This window comes from Streptosporangium sp. NPDC023963 (assembly GCF_040639135.1).
GTDB lineage: Bacteria > Actinomycetota > Actinomycetes > Streptosporangiales > Streptosporangiaceae > Streptosporangium.
Genome location: NZ_JBEZZK010000001.1, coordinates 953,360 through 973,825 on the forward strand (window position 1 = coordinate 953,360; position 20,466 = coordinate 973,825).

Genomic DNA, 20,466 nt, shown 5'->3' on the forward strand with positions numbered 1-20,466 from the left:
GGGTCGAAGGCACAGGTCTCGAACGGCCGGCGAGGAGCGGGCCGGCCGGGCTGTCGCCGACCACGATCGTGACATCTCTTCCGCGCGTGCCGGGAACCTCACGCGTGCCGTGAAGGAGCGGGCGAGTCCTCGCGGAACGCCTGGTCGACGTCCCCGACGCCCGCGAGGCGCTCCGCGATGTCGGCGACGAGGTCCGCCTCCGCGTCCGTCGGGCAGAGGCGGCCCCCGGGAAAGGTCCGCAGCTCGAACCCGGAGCCCGCGACGCGGCTCCAGGCACGCATCTCCCCGTGGCTCACGCGCGGATCGTCCGTCCCCAGGTAGGCGGTGACCGGAGCGGTGACCAGCGGGGTGAACGCGGGCCGGTAGGCGTGCAGGAGATCGTGGTCGGCCCGCAGCGCGATCATCGCCAGGTCCATCAGTTCCGGGAAGCGCAGGAGCATCGGATTCGCGGCGGCGGCCTGCTCGGCGAGCTGGCGGTCGCCGACAGGGATCCTTCTCGCGTCGTCCGCGCACAGGTGCGGCGCCGCGTGCGCGGACACCAGCAGCGCCGCCGGGGAGATCCGGTACCGTCCGGCGAGCCTGACCGCGACCTCGTACGCGACCACGGCGCCCATGCCGTGCCCGAACAGGGCGAGCGGCCGGTCCGCCAGAGTCACCAGTGCCCGGCAGACGTGGTCGACGAGGGTTTCCATCCGGTCGATCGGCCGCTCGTTGACGCGGTTCTGCCTGCCGGGATAGCACACGGCGGAGAGCTCGACGTCGGCGGGCAACCGGTCCTGCCACCCGCGGTAGGACATCGGGGCATCCCCGGCGTGGGGGAAGCAGACGAGGCGCGCGCGAGGCTCGGCGAGCGGGCACTGCCTGCGCAGCCACACGCGGGAGTCGGCCGGGACCGTCTCGGTCACGGGAGGTCGTTCCTTCCTGGTGCCGCGTACGGGCCGGCCGCCTCCGGTTCTCCCTCGCCCCCGCGGGCGGGGTCCGCGTCCCCCGGCGGGCGGGAGGAGACGACGACCTGACCCAGCGAAAGGGCGGCCAGGCACATCTCGAAGAACGCCGGCCCCTCCTCGGGGCTCAGCCCTCCGGGGAGGCTCTCTCCGGGGAGCTCACGGTGGCGGCGTTCCGTGTCACGGGCCGTTCCCACGCCGTTCCACCGGTCCCAGTCGATCGACAGCACCGGTACGCCTCCGCCGTCGCGCCGCGCGCCGAGGGCGAACGTGTCGAGGAAGGCGCCGGCGGCCCCGTGGCAGGTGAGCCCCGGTCCCCCGGAGAACGACGCCAGCGAGGAGAACAGCACCACGAAATCGGGAAGCGCGCCCACCTCCCGCAGGACCGAGACCAGGATGGCGGTCCCCTCGGTCTTGGCCCGCAGGGCGGCCGCGACGCCCTCCTCGGTCAGGAACTCCGCCATGCCCTCCCCCGGCACGCCCGCGGCGTGGATCACCCCGTGGATCTCGCCGAACCGCGACCGCGCCTCTTCGAGGACCTCCCTGAGGCGCCGGGCGTCGGCGACATCGGCACCGCGCACCAGCACGTCGCCTCCCCGCTCCACGAGAAAGGCCCTCAGCGCCGCCCCCTCCCCGCCACCGGAGCCGGAGCCGGAGCCGGAGCCGGAGCCGTCGAACCCTCCCGGGCCGTTCTCCCCCCGGAAACCCTCGGCCCCCTCGGACTTCTCGGACCTCTCGGACCCCTCGAAGGCGCCGGTCCCTCCGGGACCGTCCGAACCGTCGGGATGACCCCCCTGCCTGCCGGGACCGTACGGCGGGAACGTCCCGGGCGCCTCGTGCCCGATCAGGACGAGCCGCGCCGAGTGGACGGCCGCGAGGTGTCCGGCCAGCCGCAGCCCGATCCCGCCCGTCCCCCCGGTGATCACGTAGGTCCCGCCCCGGCGCACCGAGGGACTCCCGTACGTGCCGGGCGCCACGTCCAGCGGCTCGAACCCGCGCAGCCAGCGGTGTCCCGCCCTCAAACCGACCGGGTCCCCGCACGGCGGGCGGCAGAGCTCGGCCAGGAGCTCCCCGGCCCGGATCCCGTGGTCTCCGTCGTCGCCGGGATCCAGATCCACGAGCCGGACGCGTGTGCCGGTCAGCTCGTGGCGAAGCGGCCCGGCGGCTCCGAGCGTGAGAGCCGCCCGCGGGTCGAGCCGCTCGCCTCCGGTGATCTCCAGGGCTCCCCGGGTGACAAGGCAGAGATCGCTCTCCGGCCGGCCGCTCAGGGCACGGGCCAGGCCGGTGACGTGGCCCAGCGGCGGGCATACCTGTGCGGGCAGTGACGCTCCCCAGAGGCAGACGATCCGCGACGGCCCGTCCGCGTCACCCTCCACCGTCTTCAGGAGCTGCTCGTAGTCCTCCCCGCACCGGGGGTCGATCGTGATCCGGTCCCGGGCCGCGTGGTGGAACGCGCGCCCCGGGGTGACGACGACGGCCGGGGCCCCGTACTCCTCCAGCCTCGCGGCGATCGCCTCGGCGAGGGGCGACGAGTCGGAGAGCAGGATCCAGCGGCGTCCCCGCGCGGTGGGGCCGGGATCGGCCGGGGGCACCTCCACGGCCCGTTTCCAGGTGATCCCGTACAGACCGCCGGACGAGCGTTCCCGCCCGGTGACGACGGGATCCGTGACACGCGGCCGGTCCGGCGGGGGAACGACGGTCTGCCGGATCGGCGGGTCGACGACGGTCGGCGCGAAGGGGTGGGGCGGCACGGGCGGCCTGAGCCGCAGCTCCGGCCGCGGGGAGGGCAGGTCGGCCTCGACGCCCGCCTCCCGCAGCCGGGCCAGCGCGCCGAGCAGCACCTCCCCGTCGGTTCGCTCCTCCGCCGGATGGCGGGTCACGTTGACGACGACGGAGTCCGTACCCGCTCGCGCCCGGGCCATCGTGGTCAGGGTCGTGCCCGGTCCCACCTCGACGAGGATCTTCGGACCACCGGCCAGGACGTGGCCGAGTCCGGCGTCGAAGCGGACCGTCGCCCGCAGGTGGGTGACCCAGTACTCGGGATCGGCGAAGTCGGCGTCGCCGGTCCCCGTCACGCCGGACACGAGGCGCAGCGAGGGGCGGCGTAGCGGGACACCGCCGAGGAAGTCGCGGAATTCGTCGATCACGGGGTCGACCAGGGCCGAGTGCGCGGCGGTGCCGAGCGGCAGGAGGCGGCAGGCGATCCCGCGCCGGTCCAGGAGTTCCCTGACCTCGGCGACGTGGGCGGCGGGACCGGCGAGCACGCAGGACGCCGGCCCGTTGACCGCCGACAGGCACACCCCCTCCCCGAGGAAGGGCTCGACCTCCCGCTCGGAGGCCGGAACCGCAAGCGTCGCCCCGTCGCGCAGGGTGGCCAGGAGCTCTCCGCGCCTGGCCACGACGGCGAGGGCGTCGCGCAGCGACATGACGTCCGCGACACAGGCCGCGGCGTACTCGCCGAGGCCGCTCCCCATCAGCAGGGAAGGGCTCACTCCCCGCGCCATGAGGAGCCGGGCGAGTGCCATCTCCATGACGAACACGGCCGGCAGCGCCTGCGAGGGATCGGCCTTCCCGGTCTCCTCCCCCGCCGCCCCGTTCGGGGGCACACCGATCTCGCCGGCCTCGTCCGGGAAGGCCGGTGCCGCGCCCTGGAGGATCGATGCCGCGCTATGGAGGGCCGGTGCCGCGCTATGGAGGGCCGGTGCCACGCCCTGGAGGGCCGGTGCCGCGTCCGCCCACAGGGCGTGCAGCCGCTCGGCGGAGCGGCCGGGCAGCAGGCCCAGGCACTCGTCCACGGCCGCGCGGAAGACCGGTTCGTCGCGGTAGAGCTCGCGGCCCATCCCGGGATACCACGTCCCCCCGCCGGGGAACATGAACACCACGTCGCCACCCGTACGAACGGCGGGGACGGGTGCGCGGGGAAGGCGGCAGGCGGTGCCGGCACCCGGAATCCCGAGGTCGGGAGCGCCGGGATCGGGCATGCCGGGACCCCGGGGACCGGGGTCGGGACTCCCGGGGCCGGGGATGCCCGGACCGGGGATTCCAGGGCCGGGACTCCCGGGGCCGGGAATTCCGGGGCCGGGAATTCCGGGGCCGGGGACGGCCGGGTCGGGAAGGCCGGGACCGGGAGTGCCCGGCCTCGGGGAACCGGGTCTCGCGACGCCGCCGGTCCCACCGTCCTCGCCGGAGCCGTCGAGGCCGCCGAAGCCATCGGGGCCGTCAAGGCCGTCGGAGCCGTCGTGGCCGTCGTGGCCGTCGTGGCCGTCGAAGCCATCGGGGCCGCCGAAGCGGTCAGGACCGTCAAGGCCGCCGAAGCCATCGGGGCCGTCAAGATCGTCGCGGCCGTCGGAGCCGCCGAAGCCGTCGGGGCCGTCGAAGTCGCGGAGGCCGTCAGGACCGTCAGGTGGCTCGCCGTCGGCCGGTTCAAACCCGTGCATGCTTCCCCTCAGCGGTCATGGACGGCCGCTCGGCGGCTGCGGAACTGTTCGGTGAGCACCGCCACGTGCTCGCGCCGGTAGCCCTGCTCCATCGCCCTCAGCACGCGCTCGCGCATCACGCCGAGGTAGGACTGGTCGATCCCCGCCCGCTCCGCGATGCCCGCCAGGTTGTTGAGGACGGCCAGGTGCGAGGTGAGCGGAGCCTGCTCGAAGGTGTAGTCACGGCGCGCGATGAGGCCGAGACCGACACCGATCGTGTTCTGGAAACCGGGGTCGTAGAGCGGCACGGACTCCGCGAAGTCGTTGAGGGGGACTCTCATGCTCTCCGCGATGGCCGAGCATTCGAGGAAACCGCTGACGAAGGCGTAGTAGAAGGCGCTGGAGACGACGTGGTAGGCCTTGGCGTAGCCGGGGTCGGGGCCCAGGCGCACCTGCTTGCCGGACAGCGCCTCGGTCACGCCCGCCAGTTCCTTGAAGTCCTCGGCCGCCCCGCCGTAGACGGTGAAGCAGTCTTCGGTGCCGATGGCGTCCGGGTAGTTGAGGATCGCGGCCTCCAGGTATCTGCCTCCCGCGGCCTCCACCCGCTTCCGCAGGGGGGCGACGTCGTCGGGGATGCCGCTGGCGTGCTGGACGACGAGCCTGCCGGAGAGGTCGGCCGCGGTCTCGTCGAGGACCGCGTGGGTGATCTCGTAGTCGAGAAGGCACAGCAGCACGATCGGGGAGGCCTCGATCGCCTCGGCGGCCGTCGCGTGGAGGTGGACGTCACGTCCCGCGAGCCTCTCCGAGCGTTCCGGCGTACGGTTCCAGACCGAGACCTCCAGGCCCGAGTCGACGCAGGCCCGGACGATCGCGGAACCGACCACTCCGGCCCCGATGACCGTCACATCCGTCATGTCAGTGCTCCGTCCTGGTGAAGGTCATGACCACCCCGCCGATCTCGGCGGCGTCCGCCCACGCGGCGAAGGCCGCGGGCGGCCGCGCGGTGCCGGGCGTCCCGCGGCCGGCCTCCAGCCGTGCCCTGCGCTCGCGCGGCCCGCGCGCGAGCCTGGAGAAGGAGTCACGCACATCCTCGGTGATGTCGACGAGCTCCGTGGCGGCCATCCCGGCCCGCCGCGCCGCCGCCAGGTGGTCTTCCGGCGCGTCGAGCGACACGGTGTTCAGCATGGCCAGGTGGGGGCCGACGCGCTCGCGGACCTTCTCCGTCATCGGAACCCGCAGGTAAGGCGTCTCGACCACCAGGCGGCCCCCCGGGCGCAGCACCCTGGCGACGCTCCTGTAGAGGGCCTCGACGTCGAGGTTCGGGGTGACCTCGAAGGCCAGCACCGCGTCGAACGAGGCGTCGGCGAACGGCAGGTCCATCACGTCGACGTGCCGGAACCGCACCATCTCCGCCACACCCTGTGCCGCGGCGTGCTCGGCTCCGTCGCGCAGTGCCTCCCGGTCGACGTCGATCGCCACGACCCGCGCGCCCAGGGTCCGGGCCAGGCGTACGGCCGGGCGACCGTCACCACAGCCCACGTCCAGCACCCGGGAACCCTGCCCCACCCCCAGCCTGGCCACCACGAAGTCGGTCATCCGCTCGGCGGCCTCCAGGATCGGCGCGACGTCCTGGGGCCCCGCCCAGAAGCCGTAGTGCCGGTCGGGCCCCGCGATCCCGCTCACCAGTGCCGTGAGCTCGTTGTAGGTCGACTCGATCTTCGAGGACGACGAGGGGCCGGTCCTGACGTTTCCCGCGTCCGTCCGGGATTCGGAGTCGTCACCATCCAGACCAGAAATGAGAGACCTCCCTAACCAGAGAAAAGCGATTTATACCAATGGACATAAATCGCCGGTCGAGCCAATCCGCCGGCCGAGCGAAACATTATCAGTAGGCGACGACACCATCGATGAACTCGCATATTGGTTTCTCGTCGGACACGGTCAACATTTTCATAAATATCGGTGTCTACATCCCATACTTTCCCCATAAAACCACTCCAAGGCAAATCATATCTAAAATCATCCACCTTTCCCGACTTCTTTTTTTCTGATCCATCTGAATTCCGGCCATGAGAACCAGCCGTTTCGCGAATAGGAGATCGATGACTATCGACATTTCCCACAAGTAAGCATTTGCATCCATAAATCGGTTGGGTTGATGGATGTCACACGCTCCACCCCTGCCGGGCCGCACGGACCTTGGCCGGAGGCGATGCGGTCCGCACGAGCCCCAAAGCCGGCGAAGGGCGGGCGTCAACGTGACGTCAGCACTCCCGCCACTCCCGTCTGATTTCCGTAGAGATCTCACCGAAAAGCACCGAGGAGGATATAACGTCACTTTCGTACTACTTCTCACCAGGAGGAAGCAATGTCGGAAGTACCGTTATACGTGCCTGTCCGTGAAGGTGCCTTCAGCATGTCGCTGCGGCTGTTCAGGACCGATTCGGGCAGGAGGACGGCGGTCGCCTTCTCCTCGCAGATGCGCCTGACCAAGGTGCTCGGCGCCGGCCAGCGCTGGATCCGGCTCACCGAGCCGGCGCTCCGGCACATGATCGAAGATCTGGAAGTCACCGGCATCGTGATCGACCCCGCCGGAACGACTCGCCGGACGTCCCCGCAGGCCGCGTGATGTGCGTTCTCACACAGGACCTGGAACGCCGGACGGCCTCCGCGACGGGAAGCGTACGGAAACACCGGCCGACCGGATCCGCCGACGCGTTCGCCCGCCCGCCGGCGAAAGTCACCGACATCGATCGTGCCCGCACACCAGGTCGCATTCATCAGGCAAAATGACACGGTGATCGACCTGTCCCAGGCGGCCCGTCAGGATCCCCACCCCTTCGCCCACCTCAGCGCGCCGAACGCGGAGCTCTACCGCCGGGTGCTGAGCACGTTCGCCCGGGCGAAAGAGCGCTTCATCGTGCATCTGCGCCCCGAGGACGTCGCTGCCGAGCTGGGACGCGACAGCGACGACCAGCTCGCGCAGGCGCTGGAGAAGCTGACCGAATGGGGAAATCTGCGCGCCGACGCCGACACCGGCAGGGTGACCTCCGTCGAGGACTTCCACCGCAAGCGGTTCCTGTTCCAGCTCACCACGGCCGGGCAGGCGGCCGAGCAGGCCATCGCCTTCTACGAGGAGGCGATCGGCCGGCGGGGCACGCTGCAGTCGGTGGCCCTGGGCGACATCGCGGAGCAGCTCGGATACCTGTCCGCGCTGGCGGGCCAAGCCGATCCCGATCCCGCCAAGACGCATCTGCTGCTCCTCTCCCTGGCCGAGCGGTTCGCCTCCCTCGCCGACAACGCCCAGGCGTTCATGGCGTCGCTGCGCCGCGCGATCGACTTCTCCGACGGCGATGTCGAAGGGTTCATCGCCTACAAGGAGCGGCTGATCGACTACATCAACCGCTTCATCGCCGATCTCGCCAACTCCGGCGCCCGCATCGCCGCGCTCCTCACCGAGCTGGAGTCGGGTGATCACGAGAAGCTGCTGCGGCTGGCCGCGCGGCGGGAGGCCGCCGACGCCGTACCCGAGGGAGCGGACGCGGCCGACGCGTACGCCAGGGCCGAGGCGGCGGCGCTCGGCGCGTGGCAGAACCGCTGGCGCGGCCTGAAGGACTGGTTCGTCTCCCGCGACACCGGCCACCCCTCACAGGCCCGGCTGCTGAGGCAGGCGGCCGTGACGGCGATCAAACAGCTCATCGACGCGGTCGGCCTGATCAACGAGCGCCGCTCGGGCCGTTCCGACCGCTCGGCCGACTTCCGTACGCTGGCCCGCTGGTTCGCCGAGGCTCCCGACGAGGCGGCGACGCACCGGCTGTGGCGCGCGGCCTTCGGTCTTTCGCCCGCACGCCACCTCACCGTCACCGCCGAGACCGTGACCACCTGGCAGGAGGAGGAGCCACCGCCCAGCACTCCGTGGAACGTCGCCCCGCCGGTCCGGATCTCCCCGCAATTACGCAGGACCGGCTCCTACGAGCGGCGCGGAAAGCCCAACCGGGTGCGGGACCGCTCCGAGGCCCGCGCCTTCCTGCTCGAACGGATGGAGCGCGAGGCCGCGGAGACCGCCAGGGCCCGCGCCGTGCTCCACACCGAAGGACCGGTTCTCCTGTCGGAGCTGAACGTCCTCGATCCGCGGGCGTTCCGGCTCTTCCTCGCGTTGCTCGGCGACGCCCTGGCCGCGCGCCTGCCCGGAGACACCGAGGTGAAGACCGTGACCGGCGACGGTTCGATGGAGGTTCGCCTCTCGCTCGTCCCTGACGGGGGCAGCGTCGAGATCCACACCGAGGGCGGGGTGCTCACCGGTCCCGAGCATCTCATCGAGATCATCGACCTGATGGCGGCCCCGTGATCCGCGACGAGGAGCTGGCGCAGCGACGGGCCGCGCTGCGCGCCCTGCTGTCTAAGCCGCTGCTCACCGCGGAGGCCGACGCCGACAGGCTCGTGCTCGTCCGCCGCCACCTGACCGAGCTGCGCGACTGGCTGAGCCGCGAGACCGGCTGGCGGCTGCTGGCCGACTCGGAGACGGCCCGCCTGTTCAAGACCGCCCCGTCCCTCTCCGACGCCACCCATCCGGCTCGCGGACGGGCCGGTGAGCCCTTCGGCCGCCGCCGCTACGTCGTGCTCTGCCTGTCCCTCGCCGTCCTGGAGAGGGCGGACGCCCAGACCACGCTCGGCCGGCTCGCGGAGGAGGTGCTCAACGCCGCCGCCGAACCGGAGCTCGGCTTCGCGTTCACCCTGGAGAGCCGGGCGGAGAGAGCCGACCTCGTGGCCGTCGTGCGCATGTTGCTCGGCTGGGGCGTGCTGCGCAGGGTCTCCGGCGACGAGGACGCCTACCTCTCGGCCACCGGCGATGTCCTGTACGACGTGCGCAGACCCGTGCTCGCCACTCTTCTCACCGGGGCGCGCGGCCCCTCCACGGTCGGCGCCACCGCCTTCGAGGAACGGCTGGCCGAGCTGACCGCCGAACCTGTCGCCGACACCGACGACCTGCGCAACCAGGCGATGCGCAGAAGGCTCACCCGCAGGCTGCTGGAAGACCCCGTCGTCTACTACGACGACCTCGACGAGGCCGAGCGCGCCTACCTCGTCTCCCAGCGCCAGGCGATCACCCGCAGGATCGAGGAGGCGACCGGTCTGCTGCCCGAGATCCGCGCCGAGGGCGTCGCGATGGTCGACCCCGACGACGAGCTGACCGACGTACGCATGCCCGAGCAGCGAACCGACGGGCACGTGACGCTGCTGGTGGCCGAGCACCTCGCCGCCCACGGTGAGGCGGGCACGGACGAGCTGCACGCCTTCGTACGCCAGGCCGCCGTCGCCCACTCCGCCTTCTGGCGCAAGGGCGTGACCGATCCCGGCGCCGAGGTGGAGCTGCTGGCCGACGCGCTGGATCGGCTGGCGGCACTACGGCTGATCGAGATCCGCCCCGGTCGCGTGCGTGGTCTCCCGGCGATCAACCGCTACGCCCTTGAGGAACCGACCATCCGCGAACCAGGAAAGGCCCGGCGGTGACGCACCCCATCCCGGACTCCGAGCGTTGGAAGCCCCTGCGAGCCGGACTCGTCGACATGTTCCACTACGACGTCGAGGAGTTCCGCTTCCACGACGGGCGGCTGCTGCTGCGTGGCAACAACGGCACGGGAAAGTCCAAGGTCCTCGCCCTGACCCTGCCGTTCCTTCTCGACGGGGAGCTCGCACCGCACCGTGTGGAGCCCGACGGCGACCGCCAGAAGCGGATGGAGTGGAACCTGCTCCTGGGGGGCAAGCACCCGCACCCCGAGCGGCTCGGTTACACGTGGCTGGAGTTCGGCCGGCGCGCGGCCGACGGCACCGCCGAGTTCCGCACCGTCGGCTGCGGGTTGAAGGCGGTGAAGGACCGGGGCATCGTCAGGCACTGGTTCTTCGTCACCCCGCAGCGGATCGGCGCCGGGCTGGACCTCGTCTCCCCCACCGGCGTCTCGCTCACCAGGGAGAAACTGCGTGAGGCCGTCGACGGGCACGGCCTGGTCTACGACCGGGCCTCCGACTACCGCAGGGCCGTGGACGAGGCGTTGTTCGGCCTCGGTGAGCAGCGCTACGAGGCCCTGGTCAACCTCCTCATCCAGCTCCGTCAGCCGCAGCTGTCCAAGAAGCCGGACGAGAGGCTGCTCTCCCGCGCCCTCACCGAGGCGCTGCCCCCGCTGAGCCCCTCCCTGGTCGGCACGGTGGCCGAGGCGTTCCGGGGGCTCGACGAGGAGCGCGACGCGTTGAAGGCCCTGGAGGAAGCCCGCGGGGCCGCCACCGACTTCCTTGGCCATTACCGCAGGTACGCCCGGATCGCCGCGAAGCGCAAGGCCGCGGTGCCCCGCACGGCCCAGAGCCGCTACGAGCATCTCGGCCGCGATCTCAACGAGGCCGAGAACCGCCACTCCAGGGCCCAGGCGGACCTGGAGGCGGCGCGAAAGTCGCTGGCCGAGCTGGCGGCGGCGCGGACTCTCCTGGAGGCCCGCAGAGAAACCCTCGAGACGAGTCCCGAGATGCGCGACGCCAAGCAGCTCGAACGGATCGGCGAGGAGGCCGGGCGGCAGGCCGAGCACGCCCGTACCCGCGAGAAGGACAGGGACGCCCTGGCCGCGGAGGCGGCGCGCCGCCGGGAGCGGGCGGACGCCTCCGCGGCCAGGGCCGCCCAGGCGGCCCGCGAGCTGTCCGCCGCGCGGGACTCGGCCGCGTCGGGCGCCCGCCAGGCCCTGTGCGAGCCGGCGCATCTCGACATCGTGGCCCGGTGGGAGGAGGATCCGGCCGGGGCCCGCCGTGCCGCAGAAACGCTGGCCGACCGGCGGTCCGAGGCGGTGACCGAGCTCGACCGGCTGTCCGAGGCCGTCGCCCGCGCCCAGGTCCGCCTCGACGCCACCCGCGCCGAGGCGGACCGGCTGACCGCCGAGCTCCAGGCCGCCGCCGAGCGCGTCTCCGTCGCCGAGCGGGCCGTCGGCGGGCAGGCCGGGGAGCTGGTCGGCGCCTATGTCGGCTACCTCGCCGGGATGGTCGAGCTGCGGGTCGACGACCCGGACGCGGTGCTCGCCATCCTGGAATCCTGGACCACCACCGCCGAGGGCCCCAACCCGGCCGCGGCCGTCGTCGACGACGCCGTCAGGACGGCCACCACCGGGCTGGCCCGCGAGCAGGCGGGCCGCGACGCCGAGCTGCGCCTCCGGCGGCAGGCCGCGTCGGACCTGACGGAGGAGATCGCCCGGCTGGAGGCGGGCGGTCACAACGCGCCGCCCGTCCCGCACACCCGGGCACCGGACTCGCGCACGGACCGGCCGGGCGCGCCGTTCTGGAGAGCGGTCGACTTCGCCGACGCGATCCCGGCCGGCCACCGGGCCGGGCTGGAGGCGGCGCTGGAGGCGGCCGGAATCCTCGACGCCTGGGTGACCCCGTCGGGCACGCTCGTGGCGGAGGACGACACCGTCCTGCTCGCGGGCGTGGCCGTCGAGGGGCCTTCCTGCCGGGCGGTGCTCCGCCCTGCGGTCGACCGCGCCGACCCACGGGCGGCCGCGCTCCCGGACACCGCCGTCCACGCGGTGCTCGGCGCCATCGGTCTCGGCCCCGGCGCGGCCACCTGGGTCGCGCCGGACGGCCGCTGGGCCAACGGCGTGCTCGCCGGGTCCTGGCGCAAGGAGAGCGCCGGATACATCGGCGAGGGCGCGCGGGAAACGGCCAGGCGCGCCCGTCTCGCCCTGCTGCGGGAGGAGCTGGACCGGGCGCGCGAGCGGATGGAGGAGCTGCTGCGGGCGCTGGCGGCGCTCGCCGCACGGCAGCGGGTACTCGCCGAGGAGCACCGCGCGCTACCGCCGGACGCGCCGCTGCGCGAGGCGCACGTCAAGCTGGCCACCGAGCACGAACGGCGGCGCGAGCTGAACGGCGCACACCGCGCGGCGCTCGACGCGATGACCGCGCGGCAGGCGGAGACGGACACCGCCAGGTCGCTGGCGGCCGAGTTCGCCGAGGACGTCGGCCTGCCCACGGAGGCCGGGGAGCTCGCGGCGGTCAGGAGCGGGGTGGCCGGCTACCGTCTCGCCCTGGCCGGGCTCTGGCCGGCCGCCGAGGCGACACTCGCGGCGCGCGAGGCCGCGACGGAGACGGCCGAGGAACTCTCCCTCACTCTCGAACGGCACGGTGAGGCCGTCCGGCGGGCGGCGGAGGCGCGGGAGGGCGCGGACGCCGCGGCGGAGAGATACCGGGTGCTGGTGGAGACCGCCGGAGCCGCCGTCGAGGAGCTCTACCGCCGCCTTGAGGAGGTGCGGCTGGCCCTGCGGGAGCGGGACGTCGCCGAACGCGCCGCCAGGGAGGCGGAGCAGGCCTCCCTGGGCGAGCGGGGCAGGGCCGAGGGCAGGCGCGACACCCTGCGCGACGAGATCGAGCAGGCCGGGAAGGACCGCGACGCGGCGGTCGCGGAATTCCGTACGTTCGCCGCCACCGGCCTGCTGCGCGTCGCCGTACCCTCGCTGGAGGTTCCCGACGCCGGCGCGGAGTGGGCGGCGACTCCCGCGGTTCTCCTGGCCCGCGCGGCCAACGCCGAACTCGACGGCGTCGACGACGCCGAGGGCCCGTGGGACAGGATCCAGAAGCGGGTCACCGAGGAGCACAAGCTGCTCTCCGACGCCATGTCCAGGCACGGGCATTCGGTGGGCCTGACCCTGCAGGACGGGATCATGGTCGTCGACGTGCTGTTCCACGGGCGCACCAGGGACATCCCCGGCCTGGCGGAGGCGCTGTCGGAGGAGACCACGCACCGGGCGCAGCTGCTGTCGGCCAAGGAACGAGAGATCCTGGAGAACCACCTCCTCAACGAGGTCGCCGGAACCCTCCACGAGCTGATCACCACGGCCGAGACCGAGGTGCGGGAGATGAACGCCGAGCTGGAGTCCCGCCCGACCTCCACCGGCATGCGGCTGCGCCTCGTCTGGAACGCCGCCAGGAACGCCCCCGACGGGCTCGGCAGGATCCGCGAGAAGCTCCGCCAGACCGTGGACGCCTGGTCGGCGGAGGACCGCGCCACGGTGGGCGCCTTCCTGCAGGAGCAGATCGCCCGGGAGTACGCCGGCAATCCGGCCGCCGGACGGACCGAGCAGCTGACCAGGGCGCTGGACTACCGGACCTGGCACGAGTTCGCGATCCAGCGACTGCAGGACGGCCAGTGGCGCAGCGCCACGGGACCGGCCTCGGGTGGCGAGCGGGTGCTCGCCGCGTCCATGCCGCTGTTCGCCGCGGCGTCGGCCCACTACAAGTCGGCGGGCAACCCGCACGCTCCCCGGCTGGTGGCGCTCGACGAGGCGTTCGCGGGCGTGGACGACGACTCGCGCGCCAAATGCCTCGGGCTGCTGGCGACGTTCGACATGGACGTGGTGATGACCAGCGAGCGGGAATGGGGCTGTTACCCGCAGGTGCCGGGACTGGCGATCTGCCAGCTGTCCAGGCACGACGGCATCGACGCCGTTCTGGTCACCACGTGGCGCTGGGACGGCCACGAGCGCCGCAGGATGGAACGGCCCGCTCCACGCCCCGCCGCGATCGTCCCCGAGCAGGAGCCCGAAGGGCTGTTCACATGACCGGTGGGCCGCGTGAACGGCAGGCCGTTCGCATGAGCGATGAAGCGTTCGCGCGAGCGACGGGTCCTGCGAGCGACGGATTATTTGCGGACGGATTATTCGCATGAGCGGTGAGCCGGGGCGGCTGGAGCGGCTGCTCGGCGCCCGGGAGACCGCGTGGCTGGTCGAACGGGCCCGCCGTCGCCTCGAACAGGGCAGACCGCTGACCGGTACGGTCACCCTGGGCAGGGCATCGCTGGAGCAGCGCCGCGCGATCGAACTCCTCCTGGGGCGCCGCGCGGGTAACGGCACCTCCCTGTCGGTCTCCCTCGACGAGGTCGACCGCGTCCTGCGCTCCAGCGGCGCCTGCCGTGACGGTCTGGCCGCCGCGGTCGTCCTGCTGCGCGGCCCGGTCCGCGACCTCGCGCGAGAGAACGCCGGGCGGGAGGCGGCCTGGCGCGACGCCTGCGCGGGACTCGACGCCGTCGTGACCGGTCGCCCGGAACTGCACGGCTGGCGCTCGTGGCTGGACACCACCGGCCAGCTGCGGCGGAGCGCGCCCGATCCCGGTGAGGCCCGCGTCCTGCTGGACAGGCTGGCCGAGGTGCTGCGCCGGCTGCCGCACCCGGGGATTCCCCTCGGCCTTCTGGCGGCGGAAAGCTGCGAGGACGCGCACGCCCTCGACGAGGGCCGGCCGCTGGCCACGCTGGCGATCTCGGCCGCCCGCGCCCTGGCCGGACTTCCCTACGCCGGTGAGGGAACGGCCGACGCCCGCAGGAAGGCATGGGCAGCTGTCGGGGTCCACCTCGACGATCTCTCGTCGACCGTCCTCTGCCTGGGGTTGCCCGGAGACGACCGCACCCCGACCGGGCGCATGCTCGCGCTCGCCCGCGAGGCGGGTGAGCCCTGCGTACTCACCCTGCGCCAGCTACGCCGCCACGAGACGCCCATCGCCGGAGGGCTGGTACGGATGTGCGAGAACCCGATCGTGGTCGCCGCCGCGGCGGACGCTCTCGGGCCGCTCTGCCCGGGGCTGGTCTGCGTCAACGGCAGACCTTCCGCGGCCGTCTGGCGCCTGCTCGACCTGCTCGCCGCCGGAGGCACCTCCTTCGCCTACCACGGCGACTTCGACTGGGGCGGCGTCGGCATCGCCGCGGCCGTCCACGAGCGAGTCGGATGGCGGCCGTGGCGCTACGACGCCGCCTCCTACGAGGCCGCCGCCTCCCGCGCCCCCCTGGCCGGACGCCCCTGCCCGACCCCCTGGGATCCCGCGCTCTCGGCCGCGATGGCACGGCGGGCGGTACGGGTGGAGGAGGAGCTGGTGTTGGAGGGCCTGCTCGCCGACCTGGCCTCCGACCGGCGATGACATCCAGCGGGCTGTGACGTCCGACCGGCGATGACATCCAGCCGGCTGTGACGTCCGACCGGCGGTGACGACAAGGCCGGGACCGCTCAGGCGGTGAGCGGACGATCGAGCCCCGCGCGGTCGAAGCGCTCGATGAGGCTGGGCTTGCGCAGATGCTCCTGCCGCAGGAGCGCGAAACGCCGCGTGAAGTCGCCGAGCCGGTCGGCGCGCTCGGCCAGGGTCCGCAGATCCCTCAGGAGTTCGACGGCCGTGTCGTACTCACCGGCCTTCTTGACGCCGATCATCTCGTTGACGCGCAGCCAGGCCCCCTCCTCGTCCGCGACCAGCTTTTCCAACTTCCTCTCCCTGGCCAGGGCACGCTCCCGTTCGCGACGGGCTTCCTGCGCCGCGTGCCTGGCCGCTTCCTCGCGTTCGCGTTCCTGGCGGCGCTCCGCCGCGGCGTCCAGCAGCTCGGCCACGCTACGCCGGGGAAGGTCAGTGGTATTCGCTCATCGTCAGCGCGCCCAATGCCGGTAGGTGTCGATCCACTTCGAACCCTCAGGTGGCGGAGCCGGCAGCGGGAGGTCAAGGATGCCGATCGTCTGCCGGTGCTTCCCTCGGACGCAGATCGCGACGATGCCGCTCCCCGCGAGCAGATCGATCTTCTTGACCGTCACCTCGACACCCAGCACGTTCGTCCGGAACGGTATCGCCAGATGCTCCTCGAGCATGACGTGGAAGCCCGAGAGCTGTTCGTGCTCATCGTAGGCGTCGACGGTGGCTTCCTCGGCCGGCGCCTCCAGCTCCGCCTTGCTCAACTCTGCCACGATCACCAAGGTTAGGGCTTCTCACGTGCCTGCGCCGGGAAACCCGGTCCCGGCGCAGGCCGTACGGAGATCACACGACCTGCGAGGCGGCGGCCTCGGGGCGCATGTCGGCGAGACTCAGCCGGTGCGCGGGCTCGTCGGGCAGCACGATCCGGCGGGTGGGGTCGAGGCCCGGCCCGATGTGGAGCAGCTCGCCGGGCTCCATCGGGCACCAGTCGGGATGGTCGTCCATGTGCTCGCTGGCGACCACGAAGGCGGGGACATCCATCAGATCGCGGGAACGGACGCGGATGCGGCCGTCGGTACCGCTCTGGTCGAGGTGCCGTCCGCCGCGGCACCCGCCCGCGGCACGCTGGAGCACGTACAGCTCGTGGGTGTCGGGGTAACGCAGCGCCCACAGATCCCGCGGGGTGCTGAGGACCAGGTTGAGGGCGTAGACGGGCAGGTTCTCGGCCACCCAGCGGGCGGCGGCCTCGATACCGGCGGCGACGTCGCCGCCGTGCGCCCTGGTCTCACGGGTGATCAGCGCGAAGAAACGCTCGGAGTCGGTCTCCCCCTCGACCAGATCCCGGTACTCGCCCAGCTCCGCGTCGAGTTCGTCCAGGCCCTCGATCACCCCGTTGTGGGCGAAGAGCCGCCCCTCCTGCAGGAAGGGATGCGTGTTGCGTTTCTCCAGGCCACCGGTGGAGGCGAAACGCACGTGGGCCACGAAGGTGGCGGATTCCGTCTCCTTGGCCTCCTCGGCGAAGCACTGGTCCCGGTAGGCGGCGACGGGCGTCTTGTGCACCTCCGGGGTGCCGTCGGCGTCGAAGTAGCCCAGACCGGTCCCGTCGGGGTAGCGGTGGCTCTGCTCGCTCATGCTGACCGGCGCGTCCAGAAGCCAGAAGGTGGCACACGTACGCTGCGGCGCGCTGCTCATGCCAAACAGACGGCACATCCCGATCTCTCCTTCTCCCTCGTCCTCCGCCCGCGCCGGTTCTCCCCCGTCCGGCGCGGACGTCTTCGATCGCCGCCGCGCGCCTTCAGCCGTGGCCGTGACGGCGGGGGCTCTTGCTCTCGGTGCCGTGCGCGAAGCCTCCGGCGTCGTCGGCGGTGCGGCGCGGTCCGCCCTGAGCCTCCAGCCGGGGCAGCACCCTGCGCAGGTCCTCCAGTAACAGATCGGCCAGGTCGTGGCTGAAGCCGTTGCGGACGACGACGCGCAGTACCGCCAGGTCCGTACGGTTCGCGGGGAAGGTGTAGGCGGGTACCAGCCAGCCGCGCTCACGCAGCGCGGCGGAGACGTCGAAGACCGTGAAGCCGTCGACCCCCTTCCGTACCCGGAAGGCGAACACCGGAGTCTCGCCGCCGTCGGTGATCAGCTCGAACGGGCCCAGGTCGGCGATCTCCCCGGCCAGGCGGGTCGCCACGTCCCGGCACGTCCGCTGCACCCGGCGGTAACCGTCGAAGCCCAGCCTCAGGAAGTTGTAGTACTGCGCGACCACCTGGGCACCCGGCCGGGAGAAGTTCAGCGCGAAGGTCGGCATGTCCCCGCCGAGGTAGTTGACGTGGAAGACCAGGTCGTCGGGGAGCGCCGGGGAGTCGCGCCACAGCACCCAGCCCACTCCGGGCATCACCAGGCCGTACTTGTGCCCGGAGGTGTTGATCGACGCCACCCGCGGCACCCGGAAGTCCCAGTGCAGGCCCGGGTCGAGGAAAGGCGCGATCATGGCACCGGAGGCGCCGTCCACGTGGATCGGCACGTCGAGGCCGGTGCGGGCCTGCAACTCGTCCAGGGCCGCCGCGATGCCGGCGACGGGCTCGTAGCTGCCGTCGAACGTGGAGCCGAGAATGGCGACGACACCGATGGTGTTCTCGTCGCACGCCTCGACCGCCGTCTCGGGGCTCAGGTGGTATCGATCGCCCTCCATGGGCACGTACCTGGGTTCGACGTCGAAGTAGTCGGCGAACTTCTCCCAGCAGATCTGCACGTTGACGCCCATCACCAGGTTGGGCCGGTCGGCGGGGCGGCCCTTCGCGCGGCGCCGGTGCCGCCAGCGCCGCTTGAGCGCCAGACCGCCCAGCATCGCCGCCTCGCTCGACCCGGTCGTCGAGCAGCCTGTCGCGCGGTGGGGGTCCTCGGCGTGCCAGAGCCGGGCGAGGATGTCCACGCATCGCATCTCCAGCTCCGCGGTCTGTGGATACTCGTCCTTGTCGATCATGTTCTTCTCGACGCACTCGGCCATCAGCCTCAGCGCCTGCGGCTCCGCCCAGGTGGTGACGAACGTCGCGAGGTTCAGCCGCGCGTTGCCGTCCAGCATCAACTCGTCGTGCACCAGCTGGTAGGCCGTGTCCGGCTCCATCTCCCCGTCCGGCATGGCGTGGCGCGGGACCCGGCGGGGCTCCCGGCTGAAGATCGGGTTGATCTCCAGATCCCGGCTTCCGCGCCCGGTGCGACCGGGCCGCCTCAGAGGCATAGTCCGTGTCCTTCCCGAGCTGATCAAGCACCGTGAGCTGGAGTTTTCCCCCTGGACGAGGTACCCCGCCACCGCCGCGCGACACCACCTTGAGACGCGTGGGACCCGGGACTTGAGACGCGTGGGACCCGGGACTTGAGACGCGTGGGACCCGGGACCGTCCGGGCGCGGCGGCCGGCTCACCGATGTTCGCCCCCCGGATCACCCCGGCCCCCGGATCATCCCGGTCGCCGCGGGCGGGCGGCTCGGGCCCGTCAACGAACGTGGTCCTCGATTCGATCCGGCCGCGGCGTGCCCCGCCGGGAGCGCGCCGCCGACCACACGTGCCACGCGGCCACGTAACCGGCCAGGACGACGCCTCCCCCGATCATCGCGCCCAGGATCACGCACCGCACCAGGTCGTACAGGCTCACCGCGGCACGGTCGCCGCTCCCCAGCACGGCCGCGCCGACGGTCGCGGCGCCCGCCCCGGCGGCCAGGACCCACCCGCGCGACCGCCCCGTCACGCCGGGCGGGCGTCCCGGCCGTACGGCGGCGCGCCGGTACCACAGGGCGAACCAGCAGGCCAGGACCACGAGCCCGCCCAGCGAACTGACGTACATCACCACATTGAACACCCGGTGCGCCCCGACGACCGAGACGCGCATCGCCGGCCAGTGCACCACGGCGAAGCCTCCCACCTGGGTGAACCCGTCCCAGACCAGGTGCGTGGCGACGCCTGCCAGCAGCGCGGCCACCACCGCGATCCCGCGCCCGGACGGCGCCGGGTCGGGCAGCCGCGCGCGCAACCCGTCCGGGGCGAGCGCCGTCAACGGCGCGCGCAGTAGCAGGTTGAAGACGACGAGCACCACCACTCCCACGGGCAGATCCACCAGCAACGCGCCCGGCCAGCCGTGAGTGATCCTCGAGGAGAAGGGCAACGGCAGGTAGTACGGCAGGTCGGGCACCATCGCGCCGATCGCCAGCGCCGAAGGAGGCAACCACCGCCGCAGCGGCAGGATCGCGACGGTGTGGCTCAGGGTGAAGGGCATACCCCATTATCGACATCGTCGGCGCGGGCGGTGATCATGCCGGACGGCCGGTCGTCCGCGGACGGTGATCACGCCGGACGGCCGGTCATCCGCGGACGGTGATCACGCCGGACGGCCGGTCATCCGCGGGCGGCGCCGAGGTCGTCCCGTCCGCGCCGGTAACCCGGTGGCCGTCCGGCGGCCACCCGTGGCACGGTGTACCGGTGTCCGATCTCATCAGAGCGCCCCGCTCGGTCGCCGAGGCCGTCGCAGCCGAGCGAGACGGGGAGCGGTTGCGTTACCTGTTCTTCTGGGGCCACCGGCCGCCGCGTGACGGCGGGATCGGCGCCGGATGCCTCAGCCAGTGGTGGGAGGCCGTCTTCACCTCGGAGGGGCACGACTTCCGGTCGGCCGAGCACTACATGATGGCGCACAAGGCATGGCTGTTCGGCGACGGCGAGACCGCCGCGCGGATCCTCGCCGCCGAGCACCCCGGCGAGGCCAAGAAACTCGGCCGCGAGGTCCGAGGCTTCGACGAGGCCGTGTGGGACGAGCACCGCTACGGGATCGTGGTGCGCGGCAACATCGCCAAGTTCGGCGAGCACCCCGAGCTGAGGGACTTCCTGCTCGGCACCCGCTCCCGGGTCCTGGTCGAGGCCAGCCCCGTCGACCGGGTCTGGGGCATCGGACTCACCGCCGACGACGAACGCGCCGCCTCCCCCGCCACGTGGCGGGGCCTGAACCTGCTCGGCTTCGCCCTCATGGACGCCCGCGACGCCCTCGACGCCTCCTCGTGAGAGGGCCGGGACCTTCCTTGATCGAGGCGGAGTCCGGCCAGGCCACCGGTCGAGGGATCCGGGGCGCTTAAGCTGGTGCGCCACGCGCCACGCGGCATCGCCGTCGTA

General features: G+C 72.4%; 15 protein-coding genes. 6 read left to right on the plus strand and 9 right to left on the minus strand.

All coding sequences use genetic code 11. The features are described from left to right. Window positions 1-98: 98 nt before the first annotated feature. From AB0F88_RS04010 to AB0F88_RS04025, 4 genes are read right to left on the minus strand one after another with little or no spacing between them, the layout of a single operon-like run. On the minus strand, window positions 99-905 hold the full coding sequence (locus AB0F88_RS04010) for an alpha/beta fold hydrolase (RefSeq protein ID WP_362677097.1): 807 nt from the start codon (window positions 903-905) through the stop codon (window positions 99-101). Beyond that, the gene (locus AB0F88_RS04015; protein ID WP_362677099.1) at window positions 902-4,381 is read right to left on the minus strand and encodes an SDR family NAD(P)-dependent oxidoreductase; all 3,480 of its coding nucleotides are present in this window, start codon (window positions 4,379-4,381) and stop codon (window positions 902-904) included. The genes AB0F88_RS04010 and AB0F88_RS04015 overlap by 4 nt, the downstream gene beginning before the upstream one ends. 8 nt (window positions 4,382-4,389) lie before the next feature. After that, window positions 4,390-5,274, minus strand: a complete 885-nt coding sequence (locus AB0F88_RS04020; RefSeq protein ID WP_362677101.1) for an NAD(P)-binding domain-containing protein — start codon at window positions 5,272-5,274, stop codon at window positions 4,390-4,392. Between the two features lies 1 nt (window position 5,275). After that, window positions 5,276-6,043 carry a class I SAM-dependent methyltransferase gene (locus tag AB0F88_RS04025; RefSeq protein WP_362677103.1) on the minus strand — a complete coding sequence of 256 codons (768 nt, stop codon included), beginning with the start codon at window positions 6,041-6,043 and terminating at the stop codon, window positions 5,276-5,278. Window positions 6,044-6,728: 685 nt separating this feature from the next. On the opposite strand from AB0F88_RS04025, the gene AB0F88_RS04030 reads away from it, so the two are divergent. From AB0F88_RS04030 to AB0F88_RS04050, 5 genes are all read left to right on the plus strand, one after another. Further along, window positions 6,729-6,989 carry an SAV_915 family protein gene (locus AB0F88_RS04030; protein WP_362677105.1) on the plus strand — a complete coding sequence of 87 codons (261 nt, stop codon included), beginning with the start codon at window positions 6,729-6,731 and terminating at the stop codon, window positions 6,987-6,989. 168 nt (window positions 6,990-7,157) lie between these two features. Beyond that, on the plus strand, window positions 7,158-8,708 hold the full coding sequence (locus AB0F88_RS04035) for a TIGR02677 family protein (protein ID WP_362677107.1): 1,551 nt from the start codon (window positions 7,158-7,160) through the stop codon (window positions 8,706-8,708). Next, a complete protein-coding gene (locus AB0F88_RS04040) occupies window positions 8,705-9,871 on the plus strand; it encodes a TIGR02678 family protein (RefSeq protein ID WP_362677109.1) in 1,167 nt (388 codons plus the stop codon). Before AB0F88_RS04035 ends, AB0F88_RS04040 begins: the two co-directional genes overlap by 4 nt. Next, window positions 9,868-13,947 carry a TIGR02680 family protein gene (locus AB0F88_RS04045; RefSeq protein WP_362677111.1) on the plus strand — a complete coding sequence of 1,360 codons (4,080 nt, stop codon included), beginning with the start codon at window positions 9,868-9,870 and terminating at the stop codon, window positions 13,945-13,947. Before AB0F88_RS04040 ends, AB0F88_RS04045 begins: the two co-directional genes overlap by 4 nt. Before the next feature lie 103 nt (window positions 13,948-14,050). Further along, window positions 14,051-15,292, plus strand: a complete 1,242-nt coding sequence (locus tag AB0F88_RS04050; RefSeq protein ID WP_362677113.1) for a TIGR02679 family protein — start codon at window positions 14,051-14,053, stop codon at window positions 15,290-15,292. 86 nt (window positions 15,293-15,378) lie between these two features. On the opposite strand, the gene AB0F88_RS04055 is transcribed toward AB0F88_RS04050, so the two are convergent. From AB0F88_RS04055 to AB0F88_RS04075, 5 genes are all read right to left on the minus strand, one after another. Further along, window positions 15,379-15,750 (minus strand): hypothetical protein, encoded by a 372-nt coding sequence (locus AB0F88_RS04055; RefSeq protein WP_362677115.1) that lies wholly within the window; start codon window positions 15,748-15,750, stop codon window positions 15,379-15,381. A gap of 36 nt (window positions 15,751-15,786) precedes the next feature. Continuing rightward, window positions 15,787-16,104, minus strand: coding sequence for a calcium-binding protein (locus tag AB0F88_RS04060; RefSeq protein WP_362677117.1), 318 nt, complete (start codon window positions 16,102-16,104; stop codon window positions 15,787-15,789). Between the two features lie 64 nt (window positions 16,105-16,168). Next, window positions 16,169-17,035: a class II glutamine amidotransferase gene (locus AB0F88_RS04065; protein ID WP_362677119.1), complete on the minus strand. Its 867-nt coding sequence runs from the start codon at window positions 17,033-17,035 to the stop codon at window positions 16,169-16,171. Between the two features lie 85 nt (window positions 17,036-17,120). Continuing rightward, complete coding sequence (locus tag AB0F88_RS04070) at window positions 17,121-18,551, minus strand: glutamate decarboxylase (protein ID WP_362677121.1); 1,431 nt, start codon at window positions 18,549-18,551, stop codon at window positions 17,121-17,123. A gap of 254 nt (window positions 18,552-18,805) precedes the next feature. Next, window positions 18,806-19,582 (minus strand): DUF4184 family protein, encoded by a 777-nt coding sequence (locus AB0F88_RS04075; protein WP_362677123.1) that lies wholly within the window; start codon window positions 19,580-19,582, stop codon window positions 18,806-18,808. A gap of 203 nt (window positions 19,583-19,785) precedes the next feature. Here AB0F88_RS04075 and AB0F88_RS04080 point away from each other — a divergent pair, with 203 nt between their 5' ends. Then, a complete protein-coding gene (locus AB0F88_RS04080; protein ID WP_362677125.1) occupies window positions 19,786-20,358 on the plus strand; it encodes an NADAR family protein in 573 nt (190 codons plus the stop codon). The last annotated feature ends 108 nt before the right edge of the window (window positions 20,359-20,466 follow it).